Below are 16,035 nucleotides of genomic sequence, written 5' to 3' on the forward strand. Positions count from 1 at the left end.
GCATGACCGACTCCGAGGCCCCCGGATACCTGCTCGACAACGCCCGGCCCGAGGCGGGGGTGCGGTTCGACGCGCTCGGCAGCCTCTTCGACCCCGGCACCTTCCGGCGGATCGAGGCACTCGGCATCGCGCCGGGCTGGCGGTGCTGGGAGGTCGGCGCGGGCGGGGCCACGGTGCCGGCCTGGCTGGCGGAGCGGGTCGGGCCGCGGGGCCGGGTGCTGGCCACCGACCTGGACACCTCGTGGGCCGCTGCGGCCGCTGCGGCCGGTGGCGGGGTGCTGGAGGTGCGCCGGCACGACGTCGGCCGGGAGGAGCCTCCGGGCGAGGGCTTCGACCTGGTGCACGCCCGGCTGGTGCTGGTGCACGTGGCCGGGCGCGAACGGGCGCTGCGGTCGATGGCGGCCGCCCTGAAGCCGGGCGGTTGGCTGCTGCTGGAGGACGCCGATCCGGCCGCCCAGCCGTTGGTCTGCCTGGACGGGCACGGCCCCGAGCAGGAGTTGGCGAACCGTCTGAAGGCCGCCTTCCGCACCCTGCTGACGGCCCGTGGGGCGGACCTGGCCTTCGGGCGGAAGCTGCCCCGGCTGCTCCGGGAGGCCGGGCTGGCCGAGGTGGCGGCGGAGGCGTACTTCCCGGTGACCTCGCCCGCCTGCGCGGTGCTGGAGGCCGCCACGGTGCGGCACGTCCGGGCCGAGCTGCTGGCCGCCGGGCTGGCCACCGAGGACGAGATCGACCGGCACCTGGCCGCCGTCGAGGCGGGCCGGCTGGACCTCTCGACCTCCCCGATGATCTCCGCCTGGGGGCGCCGGCCCTGAGCCGGTGGTCGGAGCAGCCCGCCGGGCGTGGAAAACTTAGGGTCGCCTAAGTAGTGCGGGCGGCGCCGGGTGGCGAGGCCGTCCCGTGTGCAGCTCCTTGCATGGATGTTCCGTGCTGCGTATATTCATGCCTAGTCCTAGAGAGGAATCGTCATGGCATTGCGAGTCGCCGTCGCCGGTGCGAGCGGGTACGCGGGTGGCGAGGTGCTGCGCCTGCTGCTCGGCCACCCGGAGGTCGAGATCGGCGCCCTGACCGGCGGGTCCAACGCCGGGGCGCGGTTCGGCGAGCTCCAGCCGCACCTGCTGCCGCTGGCCGACCGGGTGCTGGAGCCGACCACCCCCGAGACGCTGGCCGGGCACGACGTGGTCTTCCTCGGGCTGCCGCACGGCCAGTCCGCCGCCGTGGCCGAGGCGCTCGGCGAGGACGTCCTGGTGGTCGACTGCGGGGCCGACTTCCGGCTCCGGGACGCGGCCGTCTGGGAGAAGTTCTACGGCTCCCCGCACGCCGGTACCTGGCCCTACGGCCTGCCCGAACTCCCGGGCCACCGCGCCGCGTTGAAGGGCAGCAAGCGGATCGCGGTGCCGGGTTGCTACCCGACCGCCGTCACGCTGGCGCTCTACCCGGCGTACGCGGCCCGGCTCGCGGAGGCGGAGGCGGTGATCACCGCCGCCTCGGGCACCTCCGGCGCCGGCAAGGCGGCCAAGCCGCACCTGCTGGGCAGCGAGGTGATGGGCTCGATGAGCCCGTACGGCGTCGGCGGCGGCCACCGGCACACCCCGGAGATGGCGCAGAACCTCTCGCCGGTGGCGGGCGAGGACGTGATCGTCTCCTTCACCCCGACGCTGGCCCCGATGCCGCGCGGCATCCTGGCCACCTGCAGCGCCAAGGCGAAGCCCGGCACCACCGCCGAGTCGCTGCGCCGCGCGTACGCCGAGGCGTACGCGGGCGAGCCGTTCGTCCGGCTGCTGCCCGAGGGCCAGTGGCCGCAGACCAGCTCGGTCTACGGCTCGAACGCCGCGCTGGTGCAGGTCGCGCTGGACGAGCACGCCGGCCGGATCATCGCGATCAGCGCGATCGACAACCTGGTCAAGGGCACCGCCGGCGGCGCGGTGCAGAGCATGAACATCGCCCTCGGCCTCCCCGAGGAGCTGGGCCTTCCCCTGAACGGAGTCGCACCGTGACCACCACTCGGAACGTCGGCGTCACGGCGGCCAAGGGCTTCCGCGCCGCCGGGGTCACCGCCGGCATCAAGGCCAGCGGCACCCCGGACCTCGCCCTGGTGGTCAACGACGGCCCGCAGCTCGCCGCGGCCGGCGTCTTCACCGCGAACCGGGTGAAGGCCGCGCCGGTGCTCTGGAGCGAGCAGGTGGTGAAGGGCGGTCAGGTCTCCGCCGTGGTGCTCAACTCCGGTGGCGCCAACGCCTGCACCGGCCCGGCCGGCTTCCAGGACACCCACGCCACCGCCGAGAAGGTAGCGGCCGAGCTGGGGCTGAACGCGGGCGAGGTGGCCGTCGCCTCCACCGGTCTGATCGGCGTCCGGCTGCCGATGGACATCCTGCTGCCCGGCGTCGAGCAGGCCGCCAAGGCGCTCGGCGAGGACGGCGGCGAGGCCGCCGCCATCGCCATCAAGACCACCGACACCGTGCACAAGACCGCCCAGGTCAGCCAGGGCGGCTGGACGGTCGGCGGGATGGCCAAGGGCGCCGGCATGCTGGCCCCGAGCCTGGCCACCATGCTCGTGGTGCTCACCACCGACGCGGTGGTGGACGCCCCCGGCCTGGACGCCGCGCTGCGCGCCGCCACCAAGGTGACCTTCGACCGGATCGACTCCGACGGCTGCATGTCGACCAACGACACCGTGCTGCTGCTCGCCTCCGGCGCCTCGGGCGTCACCCCGGACGCCGGGGAGTTCGCCGCGGCGGTGGCCGCCGTCAGCGCCGACCTGGCCCGCCAGCTGATCGGCGACGCCGAGGGCGCCTCCAAGGACATCCGGATCGAGGTGCTGAACGCGGCCACCGAGGCCGACGCCGTCGAGGTGGCCCGCACCATCTCCCGGAACAACCTGCTCAAGTGCGCCCTGCACGGCGAGGACCCGAACTGGGGCCGGGTGCTGGCCGCGATCGGCACCACCTCGGCCGCCTTCGACCCGAACGCGCTGGACGTCGCGATCAACAACGTCTGGGTCTGCCGGGACGGCGGCGTGGGGGAGGACCGCGAGCTGGTCGACATGACGGGCCGTGAGATCGTCATCACCGCCGACCTGAAGGCCGGTCAGGAGCAGGCCACCGTGTGGACCAACGACCTCACCGCCGACTACGTCCACGAGAACAGCGCCTACTCCACCTGAGCCGGGGGACACCGTGAAGATCGCACCCAAGGGCGAACAGGCCCGGAACAACACCGCACTGCCCAAGGCGATGACGCTGATCGAGGCGCTGCCCTGGCTGGAGCGCTTCCACGGCAAGACCGTGGTCATCAAGTTCGGCGGCAACGCCATGGTCGACGAGGAGCTGAAGGCCGCCTTCGCCCAGGACGTGGTCTTCCTGCGTTACGCCGGGCTGCACCCCGTCGTGGTGCACGGCGGCGGCCCGCAGATCAGCTCGCAGCTGGAGAAGCTCGGCCTGGAGTCCAGCTTCACGGCCGGCCTGCGGGTCACCACCCCCGAGACCATGGACGTGGTCCGGATGGTGCTGGCCGGCCAGGTCCAGCGCGAGCTGGTCGGGCTGCTGAACGAGCACGGTCCGTTCGCGGTCGGGATCACCGGCGAGGACGCGCACACCATGACCGCCGTGAAGCGGTACGCCGTGGTGGACGGCGAGCCGGTGGACATCGGCCTGGTCGGCGACATCGTCAACGTCGAGGCGGGCGCGGTGAAGGCGCTGATCGCGGACGGCCGGATCCCGGTCATCTCCTCGATCGCGCGCGGCACCGACGGCCACGTCTACAACATCAACGCCGACACCGCCGCCTCCGCGATGGCGGTCGCGCTCGGCGCCGAGATGCTGGTGGTGCTCACCGACGTCGAGGGCCTGTACGCCAACTGGCCGGACTCCGACGACGTGATCAGCCAGCTCGGCGCGGGCGAGCTGGAGAAGCTGCTGCCCACCCTGGCCAGCGGCATGCTCCCGAAGATGGAGGGCTGCCTGCGCGCGGTCCGCTCCGGCGTGGGCACCGCCCGCGTGCTGGACGGCCGGGTGCCGCACAGCCTGCTGCTGGAGATCTTCACCGACGAGGGCATCGGCACCATGGTGGTGCCGGACGACGACGAGACGGTCCTGGGGGGCCTGGCATGACGAACACTCAGCTCACCCAGCGGTGGCAGCACTCGCTGATGGACAACTACGGCACCCCCCGGATCCCGCTGGTCCGGGGCGAGGGCTCGACCTTCTGGGACGCCGACGGCAAGGCCTACCTGGACCTGGTCGGCGGCATCGCGGTGAACGCGCTGGGCACCGCCCACCCCGCCGTGGTGGAGGCGGTGACCGCGCAGATCTCCACCCTCGGCCACGTCTCCAACCTCTTCATGGCCGAGCCCACCATCCGGCTGGCCGAGCGGCTGCTGGAGCTGGCCGGCCGCCCGGGCAAGGTCTTCTTCTGCAACTCCGGCGCCGAGGCCAACGAGGCCGCCTTCAAGATCGGCCGGCTCACCGGCCGGACCCACGTGGTCTCGCTCCAGGGCGCCTTCCACGGCCGGACCATGGGCGCGCTGGCGCTCACCGCCCAGCCCGCCAAGCAGACCCCCTTCCTGCCGCTGCCCGGTGACGTGACCTACGTCCCGTTCGGTGACGTGGAGGCGCTGCGGGCCGCCGTGACGGAGCGGACGGCCGCCGTCTTCCTGGAGCCGATCCAGGGCGAGAACGGCGCGATCCCGCTGCCCGACGGCTATCTGACGGCGGCTCGGGAGATCACCCGGGCCACCGGCACCCTGCTGGTGCTGGACGAGATCCAGACCGGCATCGGCCGGACCGGCCAGTGGTTCGCCCACCAGGCGTACGAGGGCGTCGAGCCGGACATCGTGACGTTGGCCAAGGGCCTCGGCGGCGGGCTGCCGATCGGTGCCGTGCTGGCCTTCGGCGAGGCCGCCGAGCTGCTCCACCCGGGCCACCACGGCACCACCTTCGGGGGGAACCCGGTGGTCGCCGCGGCCGGGCTCGCGGTGCTCGACACCATCGCCTCGCAGGGCCTGCTGGAGCACGTCCAGAAGGTCGGCGAGCAGCTCCGCACCGGCATCGAGGCGCTCGGCCACCCGCTGGTCAGCCACGTCCGGGGCGCCGGGCTGCTGCTCGGCATCGTGCTGAACGAGCCGGTGGCGGCGAAGGTGCAGGCCGCCGCGCAGGAGGCCGGGTTCCTGGTGAACGCGGCGGTGGCGGACGCCGTCCGGCTGGTACCGCCGCTGGTGCTCACCGAGGCGGAGGCCGCCTCCTTCCTGGCCGCCCTGCCGGAGATCCTGAACGGCGTCACCCCTGACGCGAACGTCTGAGCGGACTCCGGGAGAATCCTCGTCATGACCGCACCCAGCTCCGACCAGCCGGCCGCCGGGCCGACCCCGCAGGTCCCGCAGACCCGCACCGCCCGGCACCGCAGGATCGTCGACCTGCTGACCCGTCAGCCCGTCCGCTCGCAGAGCCAGTTGGCCAAGCTGCTCGCCGACGACGGTCTGGTGGTCACCCAGGCGACCCTCTCCCGGGACCTGGACGAGCTGGGTGCGGTGAAGATCCGGAACCGGGACGGCGCGCTGATCTACGCCGTCCCGGCCGAGGGCGGGGACCGCACCCCGCGCGCGCCGATGGGCGAATCCGCCACCGAGGGCCGGATGGCCCGGCTGGCCGGCGAGCTGATGGTCTCCGCCACCGCCTCCGGCAACCTGGTCGTGCTGCGCACCCCGCCGGGCGCCGCCCAGTTCCTGGCCTCCGCGATCGACCAGGCCCAGGTCTTCGAGATCATCGGCACCATCGCCGGTGACGACACCGTGCTGCTGATCAGCCGGGACCCGTTCGGCGGCCAGGCGCTGGCCGACCACCTGATGCAGCTCGCCCAGGCCAAGGCCCAGTAGCCGCGCCCGGGCCCACGGGTGCGGCCCTACCAGGGCACCGGCCCGGCGTCGTCGAAGAACCGCCCGGTCGGGCCGCCGTCGGGCAGGGTCGCCAGCTCGACGGCGATCGCCGCGCCCTGCGCCGGGGTGCGCACACCCCGGAAGCCGTTCAGGTCGGTCGCGACGTAGCCGGGGCAGGCGGCGTTGACCAGCACGTCCGTCCCGCTCAGCTCGCGGGCGTACTGCAGGGTGACGGCGTTCAGGAAGGTCTTCGACGGCGCGTACGCCATGGCCACCGGGCCCGCCGTCCGGTCCGGCTCGGGGCCGGACTGCCGGGCCAGCGAGCCGACGCTGCTGGACATGTTGACGATCCGGGGCGAGGCGGAGCGCCGCAGCAGCGGCAGCATCGCGTTGGTGACCCGGATGACGCCCAGCACGTTGGTCTCCAGCACCGCCCGGACGGTGGCCAGGTCGACCTCGGTCGGCTGCTGCGGCATGGCGCCGCTGATCGCGGCGTTGTTGACCAGCACGTCGAGGCGGCCCTCCTGACGCTCGATCAGCCGCGCGGCGGCCGACACGCCGACGTCCTCGGTGACGTCCAGCGGGACGCCGAAGGCGTCGATCCCGGCCGCGCGCAGCCGCTGCACCGCCGCCGCGCGGCGCCCGTCGTCGCGGGCGCCGACGCCCACCCGCCAGCCGAGGGCACCCAGCCCGGCGGCGATCTCGTAACCGATTCCCTTGTTCGCGCCGGTGACCAGCGCGACCTTCCGTTCGCTCATGCGGCCATGCTGCCCGGGGGCTGCGGAGGGCGTCCAAGACCGATCGGGTGGGCATCGATACCGCCGGGGTATCGATCCGGCGTACGGTGACCGGATGGAGACCAGGGAACTGCGCTACTTCGTCGCGGTGGCCGAGGAGTTGCACTTCGGCCGGGCCGCGCTGCGGCTGGGGATCGCGCAGCCGCCGCTGTCCCGGGCGATCCAGCAGCTGGAGCGCCGGCTCGGCGCCGCCCTGCTGGAGCGGACCAGCCGGGCCGTCACGCTGACGGCGGCCGGTGCGGTGCTGCTGGCCGAGGGCCGGGCGGCCCTGGACGCGGTGGACGCGGCCGAGCGCCGCACCCGGCGGGCCGCCGGCGCCGTGACCGGCCGCCCCGGGCTGGTCCTGGCCACCAAGGCCAGCGCCTCCGGCGACCTGCTGGCGAGGCTGCTCGACGCCTACGCCGGCGGACCGGACGCCGTCGAGGTCGAGGTCGTGCTGTGCGGCCCGGCCGAATCCGGCCGGCTGCTGCGCGAAGGCCGGGCCGACGCGGCGCTGCTGCTGCGGCCGTTCGACCCGACGGACGGCCTGCACACCGAGGAGCTGGCCACCGAGGGCCAGGTCGCCCTGCTGCCGGCCGGCCACCCGCTGGCCGCCCGGCCCCACCTGCGGATGGCCGACCTCACCGGTCTGCCCGGCCTGCCGCTGCCCCGCTGGCCCGGCCCCGACGGCGGCTACCCGCCCGGCCCCGGCCCGGAGGTCCGCGACCACGCGCAGCTGCTTCAGCTGGTCGCCCTCGGCCGGGCCTGCGCGGTCTCCCCGGAGTCGGCCCGCACCCACCTGCGCGGCGACCTGGCCGCCGTCCCCGTCCTGGACGCGCCCGAGGTCACCACGGTGATCGCCTGGCCCCCGCACAGCCGCTCCCGCGCCCTCGCCGACCTGGTCCGGACCGCGACTCGGCTGTCCGGCTAGGGCGCCTCCGGGGGCCCGTGGCCGACGGCCATCGGCCGGGCTGCGTCCTCGGGAGCCGGTGTGCCGACGCCCCGTCCGACGCCGGGCCCGGTACCGACCGCCCCGTCGGACGGGCCGGCGGGGTGGTGTGGACGACGCGCCGGACCTGTGGCTGCCTGCGGGGGCGCGGTGATCCCGCCGTCGGGCCGCCTCCCGAGGAGCCCGGGCTGACGCCCGCTCACCTCGACGGGCTCTCCTGGGCTCACCTGCCCGCGTCGCCGTCCTCCGGGGCCGTCGGCCGGCCTTACCGGCACCGGTCCGGCTGCGGATCACCGGTCCGCCGGAAGTCGACGCCTTCGCCGCGACCGTGACGGCCCGTCAGGCTCCGGGCGACGAGGCGGCCGCCGTGCTCCGGGGGCGGGTGCGGACCCGTCGGGGTGCCCCGGGCCCGAGAGGGACCCCGGCCGTCCGTCGGCCGCCGCAGCGGCTCCCCGCCGCCCCGCCGGAAGTCGTTTGGTGTTTCATGCGCGGCAGTGCATACTTATGCCAATCCTCGTACAGTCACCCGAAGGAGCCCACGCGATGACCGCCGACCAGAACGCCGACGTCCGCCTCTGGGGCGCCCGCTTCGCCGACGGCCCCTCGGAGGCGCTGGCCAAGCTGTCCGCCTCGGTGCACTTCGACTGGCGGCTCGCCCCCTACGACATCGCCGGCTCCAAGGCCCACGCCCGGGTGCTGCACAAGGCGGCCCTGCTCACCGACGAGGAGCTGGCCGGCATGCTGGGCGGCCTCGACCGGCTGCTCGCCGACGTCCAGGCCGGCACCTTCACCGGTACCGTCGCCGACGAGGACGTGCACACCGCCCTGGAGCGGGGCCTGCTGGAGCGGCTCGGCCCGGACCTCGGCGGCAAGCTCCGCGCGGGCCGGTCCCGGAACGACCAGATCGCCACGCTGTTCCGGATGTACCTGCGGGACCACGCGAAGATCATCGGCGGTCTGCTGCTGGACCTCCAGCACGCGCTGGTCGGCCTGGCCGAGGCGTACCCCACCACCGCCATGCCGGGCCGCACCCACCTCCAGCACGCGCAGCCGGTGCTCTTCGCCCACCACGTCCTCGCGCACGTGCAGGCCCTCGGCCGGGACGCCGAGCGGCTGCGTCAGTGGGACGTCCGCACCGCGGTCTCGCCGTACGGCTCCGGCGCGCTGGCCGGGTCCTCGCTCGGGCTGGACCCGGAGCAGGTGGCGGCCGAACTCGGCTTCGAGCGCGGCTCGGTGGGCAACTCGATCGACGGCACCGCCTCGCGGGACTTCGTCGCCGAGTTCGCCTTCGTGACCGCGATGATCGGGATCAACCTCTCCCGGATCGCCGAGGAGGTGATCATCTGGAACACCAAGGAGTTCGGCTTCATCACGCTGCACGACGCCTTCTCCACCGGCTCCTCGATCATGCCGCAGAAGAAGAACCCGGACATCGCCGAGCTGGCCCGGGGCAAGTCCGGCCGCCTGATCGGCAACCTGACCGGGCTGCTGGCCACCCTCAAGGCGCTGCCGCTGGCCTACAACCGGGACCTCCAGGAGGACAAGGAGCCGGTCTTCGACTCCTGCGACACCCTCGAGGTCCTGCTCCCGGCCTTCACCGGCATGATGGCCACCCTGACCGTGCACCGGGAGCGGTTGGAGGAGCTGGCCCCGGCCGGCTTCTCACTGGCCACCGACATCGCCGAGTGGCTGGTCAAGCAGGGCGTCCCGTTCCGGGTGGCACACGAGGTCGCGGGGGCCTGCGTCAAGGTCTGCGAGGGCGAGGGCATCGAGCTCTCCGACCTGACGGACGAGCAGTTCGCCGGGATCAGCGAGCACCTGACGCCGGAGGTCCGCTCGGTGCTCAGCGTGCACGGCGCGATCGCCTCCCGCAGCGGCCGGGGCGGCACCGCCCCGTCGGCGGTCGCCGTCCAGCTGGCCGAGCTGAAGGCCGACCTGGCCGTCCAGCAGGAGTGGGTCCAGGGCTGACACCACCCGTTCGAAGGGGCGCCTCCGGGCGCCCCTTCGTCGTTCTCCGGGAGTGATCCGCTACGCCGAGCTCCGCCCCGACGTCACCCGGACGGAGTGGACCGTGCCGTCCGCCGAGGACCAGGTGCTGACCGCCGCCCGGGAGCGCGCCGTCCGCCGCGCGCTGGCCGTGCTGCCCGGGCGCTGCCCCGAACTGATGGCCGCGCTGGCCGAGGCGCCCGAACTGACGTACCGCCAACTCGCCGAGCGGCTGGGGCTGCCGCGCGGCAGTATCGGACCGACCCGTTCGCGCTGCCTGGCCTGCCTGCGCGCCCTGCTGCACAACGAGCGACCCGACTGAGCCGTAGTGACCCTCGCCACGTCCCGGCGTCCGGAGGGTTGCCGTGGGCGGGCCGCGGGGTAGCACGGTGGCGAACGCGTCCTTGACGACTCCTCACCCGGCCCGAGAATGGGCGTGCGCGCAGGTCGGGCCCGGAGGACAGCCGGGACGTGGTCTGCGCCACCCCCGGCCTGGGCGGATCCCCGGCCGGGAGACCTTCGGCAGGGCGACCGGTGCACAACCCTCACCGCGCGCACCGGAACCAACTGATGGGGAGGCCCCCGCACATGGGCATGAGCGTGAACATCTCGGTGGCGAGCGTCGAGGACGCCGAGCAGATCCTGAAGCTCCAGTACCTGGGCTACCAGTCCGAGGCCGAGCTCTACGGGGACTGGGCGATCGACCCCCTGACCCAGACCCTGGAGAGTCTGCGCGCCGAACTGACGGAGCGCCACGTCCTGGTCGCCCGGCTCGGCGACGAGATCGTCGGCACCGTCCGGGGCTCGGTGGACGAGGACGGCACCGCACACATCGGCCGGCTGGTGGTGCACCCCCGGATGCAGCGGCACGGCCTCGGCGGCCGGCTGCTGGAGGCGGTCGAGCGCCGCCTGCACGAGCGGCACGCGGTCGGCGCGTACCGGCTCTTCACCGGCCACCGCAGCCTGGGCAACCTCCGGCTCTACGCCCGGCACGGCTACCGGCAGACCGAGGTCCGCGAGGTGTCCGGCCGGCTCAGCATGGTCACCCTGGAGAAGCACCACCCGGTCGCCGCAGCGGCCTGAAGCACCGTCAGCGACACCCACGGCGCCCCGACCGAACGACTGGTCGGGGCGCCGTCACCCTTGAGGTGACAGTGTCGTGTCCGAAGTGCGGACAGCTGCTCCTGATAATTGGGATCGTGTCCATATGTCTGATTTACTTTCACCCATGACCACGACGACGACGCGCACCGCCATCGGCACCATGCCGACGGGTGAGAGCTGCATGTGTCGCTGTCGAATGTGTCGCTTCTGAGGGCGTCTCAGCCCCCTCTTCCGCCGCACCGCGAGCCCTGACACGTAAGGGCCACGCCCACGCGCGCCCCGGCCGTCCAGCGGCCACGATCGAAGCATGGCCGGACCTGACCCACCCTCAGAGGTGTGCCTCCGCACGCCCTCGTCCGCCCCCGAACAACGGAAGCAGCCGTGATCACCACCAAGGACCTGACCAAGGTCTACCGAAGCCGGGGCCGCGAGACCACCGCGCTCGCCGGAGTCGACCTGCACGTCCGCGAGGGCGAGGTGTACGGGGTCGTCGGCACCAGCGGCGCCGGCAAGTCCACCCTGATCCGCTGCGTGAACATGCTGGAGCGCCCCAGCTCGGGCACGGTCATCGTGGACGGCGTGGAGCTGACCGCGCTGCCCGGCACCGAACAGCGGGCCGGCAGGGAGCTGCGGGCCGCCCGGCAGAAGATCGGCATGGTCTTCCAGCACTTCAACCTGCTCTCCTCGCGCACCGTGCAGGAGAACGTCGAGCTCCCGCTGGAGATCATCGGACTGGACCGCACCCAGCGCCGCCGCAAGGCCGCCGAGCTGCTGGAGCTGGTCGGCCTCGCCGACAAGGCGCGGAACTACCCGGGCCAGCTCTCCGGCGGCCAGAAGCAGCGGGTCGGCATCGCCCGGGCGCTGGCCGGCGACCCCAAGGTGCTGCTCTCCGACGAGGCCACCTCGGCGCTCGACCCGGAGACCACCCGCTCGATCCTGGCGCTGCTGCGCGACCTCAACCAGCAGCTCGGCCTCACCGTGCTGCTGATCACCCACGAGATGGACGTCATCAAGTCCGTCTGCGACTCCGCCGCCCTGATGCGCGGCGGCCGCGTGGTGGAGGCCGGGAAGCTCACCGACCTGCTCGCCACCGAGGGCTCCGAGGTGGCCCGGGAGCTGTTCCCGCTCGGCGAGTTCGGCCAGGGGCACCCCGGCAACACCGTCCTGGAGATCACCTTCCAGGGCGACAGCTCGGCCCGGCCGTTCGTCTCCCAGCTGGCCCGGACCTACCAGATCGACATCAACATCCTGGGCGCGGCGGTGGAGACCGTCTCCGGCCGCATGGTCGGCCGGATGCGGGTCGAACTGCCGGGGCGCCACCAGGACAACGTGGTGCCGATCGGCTTCCTGCGCGAGCAGGGCCTCCAGGTGGACGTGCTGGACCAGACGGACGGAGCGGCGGCATGACCTGGGACCAGATGCAGGAGCTGATGTGGCCCGCCACCTGGGAGACCTTCCAGATGGTCGGCGTCTCCGCCGTCATCACCGTGCTGCTCGGGCTCCCGCTCGGCCTGCTGCTGGTGCTCACCGACAAGGGCGGCGCACTGCAGAACGCCCCGGTGAACCGGGTGATCGGCGCCGTCGTCAACCTCGGCCGCTCGATGCCGTTCATCATCATCATGGTCGCGCTGCAGACCTTCACCCGGGCCATCGCCGGGACCACCATCGGCTGGGAGGCGGCCACCGTGCCGCTGACGGTCGGTGCCATCCCGTTCTTCGCCCGCCTGGTGGAGACCTCCGTCCGCGAGGTGGACGGCGGACTGCTGGAGGCGGCCCACTCGATGGGCGGCGGCACCTGGACCACCGTCCGCAAGGTGCTGCTCCCCGAGTCGCTGCCCTCGCTGGTCTCCTCCGTGGTCACCACGGTCATCGCGCTGATCGGCTTCTCCGCGATGGCCGGCACGGTGGGCGGCGGCGGCCTCGGCTTCCTCGCCATCAACTACGGCTACCTGCGCTTCGAGACCGGCTTCATGTGGGTCATCGTCGCCGAGCTGGCCGTCATCGTGACCGCCATCCAGTTGATCGGCGACCTGATCGTCCGTCGGCTCACCCACCGCGGCTCCTCCGGCGGCACCACCCGGCTGCTGCGCTCCCGCGCCACCCCCACGGAGAAGGACGAGGAACTCGTCCTCCCGCACTGACCACCCCGCCCCACCCGTTCAACCCATGGAGAAAGGCACTTTTCGTGCGTAACGTCCTGAAGTCCGTCAGCATCCTCGCCACCGCCGGGCTCGCCCTGTCCCTGACCGCCTGCGGCAGCGACAGCTCCTCGTCCTCGGGCTCCGGCCCGGACGCGGCGCTGACCGTCATCGCCAGCCCCACCCCGCACGCGCAGATCCTGGACTACGTGAAGAAGAACCTGGCCGACGCGGCCGGGCTCAAGCTCGAGGTCAAGGTCGTCACCGACTACGTGACCCCGAACACCGCGGTGCAGGACGGCTCGGCCGACGCCAACTACTTCCAGCACGTGCCCTACCTGGAGGACTTCAACAAGAAGAAGGGCACCGACATCGTCTCCGTCGGTGCGGTGCACCTGGAGCCGCTGGGCCTGTACTCCAAGAAGGTCAAGGCGGTCACCGAGCTGGCGAACGGTGCCACCGTCGGCCTGCCCAACGACACCACCAACGAGGGCCGGGCGCTCAAGCTGCTCGCCGACAACGACGTCATCAAGCTCAAGGACGGCGTCGGCACCGCCGCCACCCCGGCCGACGTGGTGAGCAACCCGAAGAACCTGAAGTGGAAGGAGCTGGAGGCCGCCCAGCTTCCCCGCTCGCTCCCCGACCTGGACGCCGCCGTGATCAACGGCAACTACGCGATCGAGGCCGGCCTCAAGCCGGCCGGCGACGCGATCGTGCTGGAGAAGGCGGCCGGGAACCCGTACGCCAACATCCTGGCCGTCAAGAAGGGCAAGGAGAGCGACCCCCGGGTGAAGAAGCTGATCGAGCTGCTCCAGGGCGACAAGGTCAAGCAGTACATCGACGAGACCTTCAAGGGCTCGGTCGTCCCGGCCTCCTGACACCGCCCGCGAGCCGCCTGACAGCCGCTCAGAACGGCACCCCCGCCCGCGTGGTGGGGGTGCCGTCGGCGTTCCACCGGGTACCGTGTCACGGCCCGGGCAGGGCTGGGCGTACCGTGTGTCCACGACCCGGCGAGGAGAGAGACGGCATGCCTGCGAGCTTCCCCGAGACCGCGATCAGCACCGAGCGCCTGCTGCTGCGACCCCTCGCGGGTGACGACGTCCCCGGCCTGGTGGCGATGATGGACGACGAGCTGGTGAACGCCTGGACCGACGTCCCGCAGCCCTTCACCGAGGAGTACGCCCGGGAGTGGGCCCGGATGCTCGCGCCGGCCCGCCGCATCGAGGGGCGAGGAATCGTTTTCGCCGTCACCGAGCACCTCACCCGCCGCCTGGTCGGCGTGGTCGAACTCCGGGCCACCGACTGGCGGCTGCGCTCCACCGAGGTGGTCTTCGTCACCGCCTCCTGGGCCCGGGGCGAGGGCTACGCGCCCGAGGCGGTCAACGGGGTGGCCCAGTGGCTCTTCGAGGACCGGGGCTTCCTCCGGCTGGAGCTGCGCACCGCCGCCGAGAACACGGCCGGCCAGCAGGTCGCCCAGAAGCTCGGCTGCATCAGCGAGGGCGTGCTGCGCAGCGCCTGGATAGTGCGCGGTGGTGAGGAGGTCGGCGGCACCGAGGAGAGCCGCAGCGACCTGATCCTGTGGAGCCTGCTGCCCGAGGACATGGAGCCGCTGGCCCCCCGCGAGGCCGACCACGCCGGACTGCGCTGAGCCCTCCGGGCCCGACCCGGCCCAGCTGCGTCGGTCCTCCGGAGCCGACCGCGCCCGGCCGCTGACGGCGCGTCGGAACCCTGCGCACTGCTGTGCGAGTTTCCCGCCCCGCTTCCCCGCCCCGGACCCCTCCCACCGGGTACCCTCTGCACCGGGCGGACCGACGGACCGTCACGGGGACGAGGGAGAGCAGCGGTAGATGGCGGACCGGATCACGGTCATCGGGTGGGACGGCACGCCGCTGACCGAGGCGGCAGCCTCGGCACTCGCGGGCGCGACGCTGGTGGCGGGAGCCCCGTACCAACTGGCCGCGCTGCCGGTGCCGGCCGGTGCCGAGCGGCTCACCCTGGGCAGCGTCCAGCAGGCGGCCCGGCGGATCGCCGCCCACCGGGGCGCCGCCGTGGTGGTGGCCGAGGGTGACCCGGGCTTCTTCGGGGTGGTGCGCGAACTCCGCCGCCCCGAGTACGGGTTGGAGCTGGAGGTGCTGCCCGCGGTCTCCTCGGTGGCCGCCGCCTTCGCCCGGGCCGGGATGCCCTGGGAGGACGCCCAGGTGGTCAGCGCGCACGGCGGGCGGCTGCGCCGGGCGGCCAATGTCTGCCGGGCCCACCCCAAGGTCGCGGTGCTCACCACCCCCGACGCCGGCCCCAGCGAACTCGCCCTGATGCTCCGTGGGGTGCACCGTACCTTCGTGGTCTGCGAGGCGCTCGGCACCGACGACGAGGACGTCACCGTGCTCACCTCCGAGCGGGTGCCGGACCACGACTGGCGGGACCCGTCGGTGGTGCTGGTGATCGGTGGTGCCGGCCCCAACCACGCACCCGGCGAGACCTCCGGCTGGCTGGCCGGCCGCCCGCTCGGCTTCCCCGGTCCGGACCGGGGCTGGGCCCTGGACTCCCGGGCGTACGCGGGCGCGGAGCAGCTGGCGGGCACGGCGGGCGGTGCCGGGGCCGCCCTGCCGCCGCACGTCCGCGCGCTGGCGCTGGCCCGGCTCGGCCCGGTGCCCGGCGAGCTGGTCTGGGCGGTCGGCGCGGGCAGCGGGGCACTGGCGGTGGAGGTCGGCCGGTTCGGCGCGGCCGTGGTCGCGGTGGAGGCGTCCCGCTCGGCCTGCGCCCAGATCACCGTGAACGCCCGCCGCTACGGCGTGGAGGTCGAGGTGGTGCACGGCGTCGGCGCCGAGGTGCTCGGCGGGCTGCCCGAGCCGGACGCGGTGGTGGTCGAGGCCGGCGGCGCGGAGGCGGTCCGTGCGGTGCTGGCCCGGCGCCCGGACCGCCTTGTGGCGGTCGCCCACACCCTGGCCGAGGCCGAGGCCGTCCGGGCCGCGATCACCGCCGCCGGCTACGTCGCGGGCGGTGCGCTGCTGCAGTCCTCGCCGCTGGCCCCCGCGCCGGGTGGCGTCCAGGGGCTGACCGTCGGCGCGGGGGAGCAGAGCCTGGTGCTCTGGGGAGAGCTGGCCACCTGACGGACCGTCGGCCGGCCCCGTGCGGCCGGGGCGGTCACCCCGCCGGGTAGGTCTGTCGGTGCCCCGTCAACGGGGGTCGGCCAAACTGCGGCGGGTGTGATCAGGATTC

At 73.5% G+C, this 16,035-nt stretch carries 16 protein-coding genes; 15 read left to right on the top strand and 1 reads right to left on the bottom strand.

The genetic code is table 11. The features are described 5' to 3' along the window. Positions 1-2 precede the first annotated feature (2 nt). The 6 genes from ACIRBX_RS17325 (at position 3) to ACIRBX_RS17350 (ending at position 5,866) form a co-directional block, all read left to right on the top strand. The gene (locus tag ACIRBX_RS17325; protein WP_402297529.1) at positions 3-812 is read left to right on the top strand and encodes a methyltransferase; all 810 of its coding nucleotides are present in this window, start codon (positions 3-5) and stop codon (positions 810-812) included. 153 nt (positions 813-965) lie between these two features. Beyond that, positions 966-1,994 carry an N-acetyl-gamma-glutamyl-phosphate reductase gene (gene argC, locus ACIRBX_RS17330; RefSeq protein ID WP_402297531.1) on the top strand — a complete coding sequence of 343 codons (1,029 nt, stop codon included), beginning with the start codon at positions 966-968 and terminating at the stop codon, positions 1,992-1,994. Continuing rightward, positions 1,991-3,160, top strand: a complete 1,170-nt coding sequence (gene argJ, locus ACIRBX_RS17335; protein ID WP_402297532.1) for a bifunctional glutamate N-acetyltransferase/amino-acid acetyltransferase ArgJ — start codon at positions 1,991-1,993, stop codon at positions 3,158-3,160. The genes argC and argJ overlap by 4 nt, the downstream gene beginning before the upstream one ends. 70 nt (positions 3,161-3,230) lie before the next feature. Beyond that, positions 3,231-4,106 (top strand): acetylglutamate kinase, encoded by an 876-nt coding sequence (argB, locus tag ACIRBX_RS17340; protein ID WP_402297648.1) that lies wholly within the window; start codon positions 3,231-3,233, stop codon positions 4,104-4,106. Next, positions 4,103-5,293, top strand: a complete 1,191-nt coding sequence (locus tag ACIRBX_RS17345; protein WP_402297534.1) for an acetylornithine transaminase — start codon at positions 4,103-4,105, stop codon at positions 5,291-5,293. Before argB ends, ACIRBX_RS17345 begins: the two co-directional genes overlap by 4 nt. 24 nt (positions 5,294-5,317) lie before the next feature. Beyond that, complete coding sequence (locus tag ACIRBX_RS17350; RefSeq protein WP_402297536.1) at positions 5,318-5,866, top strand: arginine repressor; 549 nt, start codon at positions 5,318-5,320, stop codon at positions 5,864-5,866. A 26-nt stretch (positions 5,867-5,892) separates the two neighbouring features. Here ACIRBX_RS17350 and ACIRBX_RS17355 read toward each other — a convergent pair whose 3' ends face one another. Beyond that, positions 5,893-6,624 carry an SDR family oxidoreductase gene (locus ACIRBX_RS17355; RefSeq protein ID WP_402297538.1) on the bottom strand — a complete coding sequence of 244 codons (732 nt, stop codon included), beginning with the start codon at positions 6,622-6,624 and terminating at the stop codon, positions 5,893-5,895. A gap of 94 nt (positions 6,625-6,718) precedes the next feature. Here ACIRBX_RS17355 and ACIRBX_RS17360 point away from each other — a divergent pair, with 94 nt between their 5' ends. The 9 genes from ACIRBX_RS17360 to cbiE all read left to right on the top strand — a co-directional run bounded on the left by ACIRBX_RS17360 (position 6,719) and on the right by cbiE (position 15,926). Then, positions 6,719-7,573: a LysR family transcriptional regulator gene (locus tag ACIRBX_RS17360; RefSeq protein ID WP_402297539.1), complete on the top strand. Its 855-nt coding sequence runs from the start codon at positions 6,719-6,721 to the stop codon at positions 7,571-7,573. 561 nt (positions 7,574-8,134) lie between these two features. Continuing rightward, positions 8,135-9,559, top strand: coding sequence for an argininosuccinate lyase (gene argH, locus ACIRBX_RS17365; RefSeq protein ID WP_402297541.1), 1,425 nt, complete (start codon positions 8,135-8,137; stop codon positions 9,557-9,559). A 52-nt stretch (positions 9,560-9,611) separates the two neighbouring features. Beyond that, the gene (locus tag ACIRBX_RS17370; protein ID WP_402297543.1) at positions 9,612-9,899 is read left to right on the top strand and encodes a hypothetical protein; all 288 of its coding nucleotides are present in this window, start codon (positions 9,612-9,614) and stop codon (positions 9,897-9,899) included. A 266-nt stretch (positions 9,900-10,165) separates the two neighbouring features. Next, positions 10,166-10,660: a GNAT family N-acetyltransferase gene (locus ACIRBX_RS17375; RefSeq protein ID WP_402297544.1), complete on the top strand. Its 495-nt coding sequence runs from the start codon at positions 10,166-10,168 to the stop codon at positions 10,658-10,660. 402 nt (positions 10,661-11,062) lie between these two features. After that, complete coding sequence (locus ACIRBX_RS17380; RefSeq protein ID WP_402297546.1) at positions 11,063-12,088, top strand: methionine ABC transporter ATP-binding protein; 1,026 nt, start codon at positions 11,063-11,065, stop codon at positions 12,086-12,088. After that, entirely contained in the window at positions 12,085-12,822 is a 738-nt protein-coding gene (locus tag ACIRBX_RS17385) for a methionine ABC transporter permease (protein WP_402297548.1), read from the top strand. The genes ACIRBX_RS17380 and ACIRBX_RS17385 overlap by 4 nt, the downstream gene beginning before the upstream one ends. A 44-nt stretch (positions 12,823-12,866) precedes the next feature. Then, positions 12,867-13,697: a MetQ/NlpA family ABC transporter substrate-binding protein gene (locus ACIRBX_RS17390; protein WP_402297550.1), complete on the top strand. Its 831-nt coding sequence runs from the start codon at positions 12,867-12,869 to the stop codon at positions 13,695-13,697. Positions 13,698-13,846: 149 nt separating this feature from the next. Next, entirely contained in the window at positions 13,847-14,467 is a 621-nt protein-coding gene (locus tag ACIRBX_RS17395) for a GNAT family N-acetyltransferase (RefSeq protein ID WP_402297552.1), read from the top strand. A 199-nt stretch (positions 14,468-14,666) separates the two neighbouring features. After that, positions 14,667-15,926: a precorrin-6y C5,15-methyltransferase (decarboxylating) subunit CbiE gene (gene cbiE / locus ACIRBX_RS17400; RefSeq protein ID WP_402297554.1), complete on the top strand. Its 1,260-nt coding sequence runs from the start codon at positions 14,667-14,669 to the stop codon at positions 15,924-15,926. The last annotated feature ends 109 nt before the right edge of the window (positions 15,927-16,035 follow it).

Origin of the sequence: Kitasatospora sp. NPDC096147 (assembly GCF_044763225.1) — a bacterium.
GTDB lineage: Bacteria > Actinomycetota > Actinomycetes > Streptomycetales > Streptomycetaceae > Kitasatospora.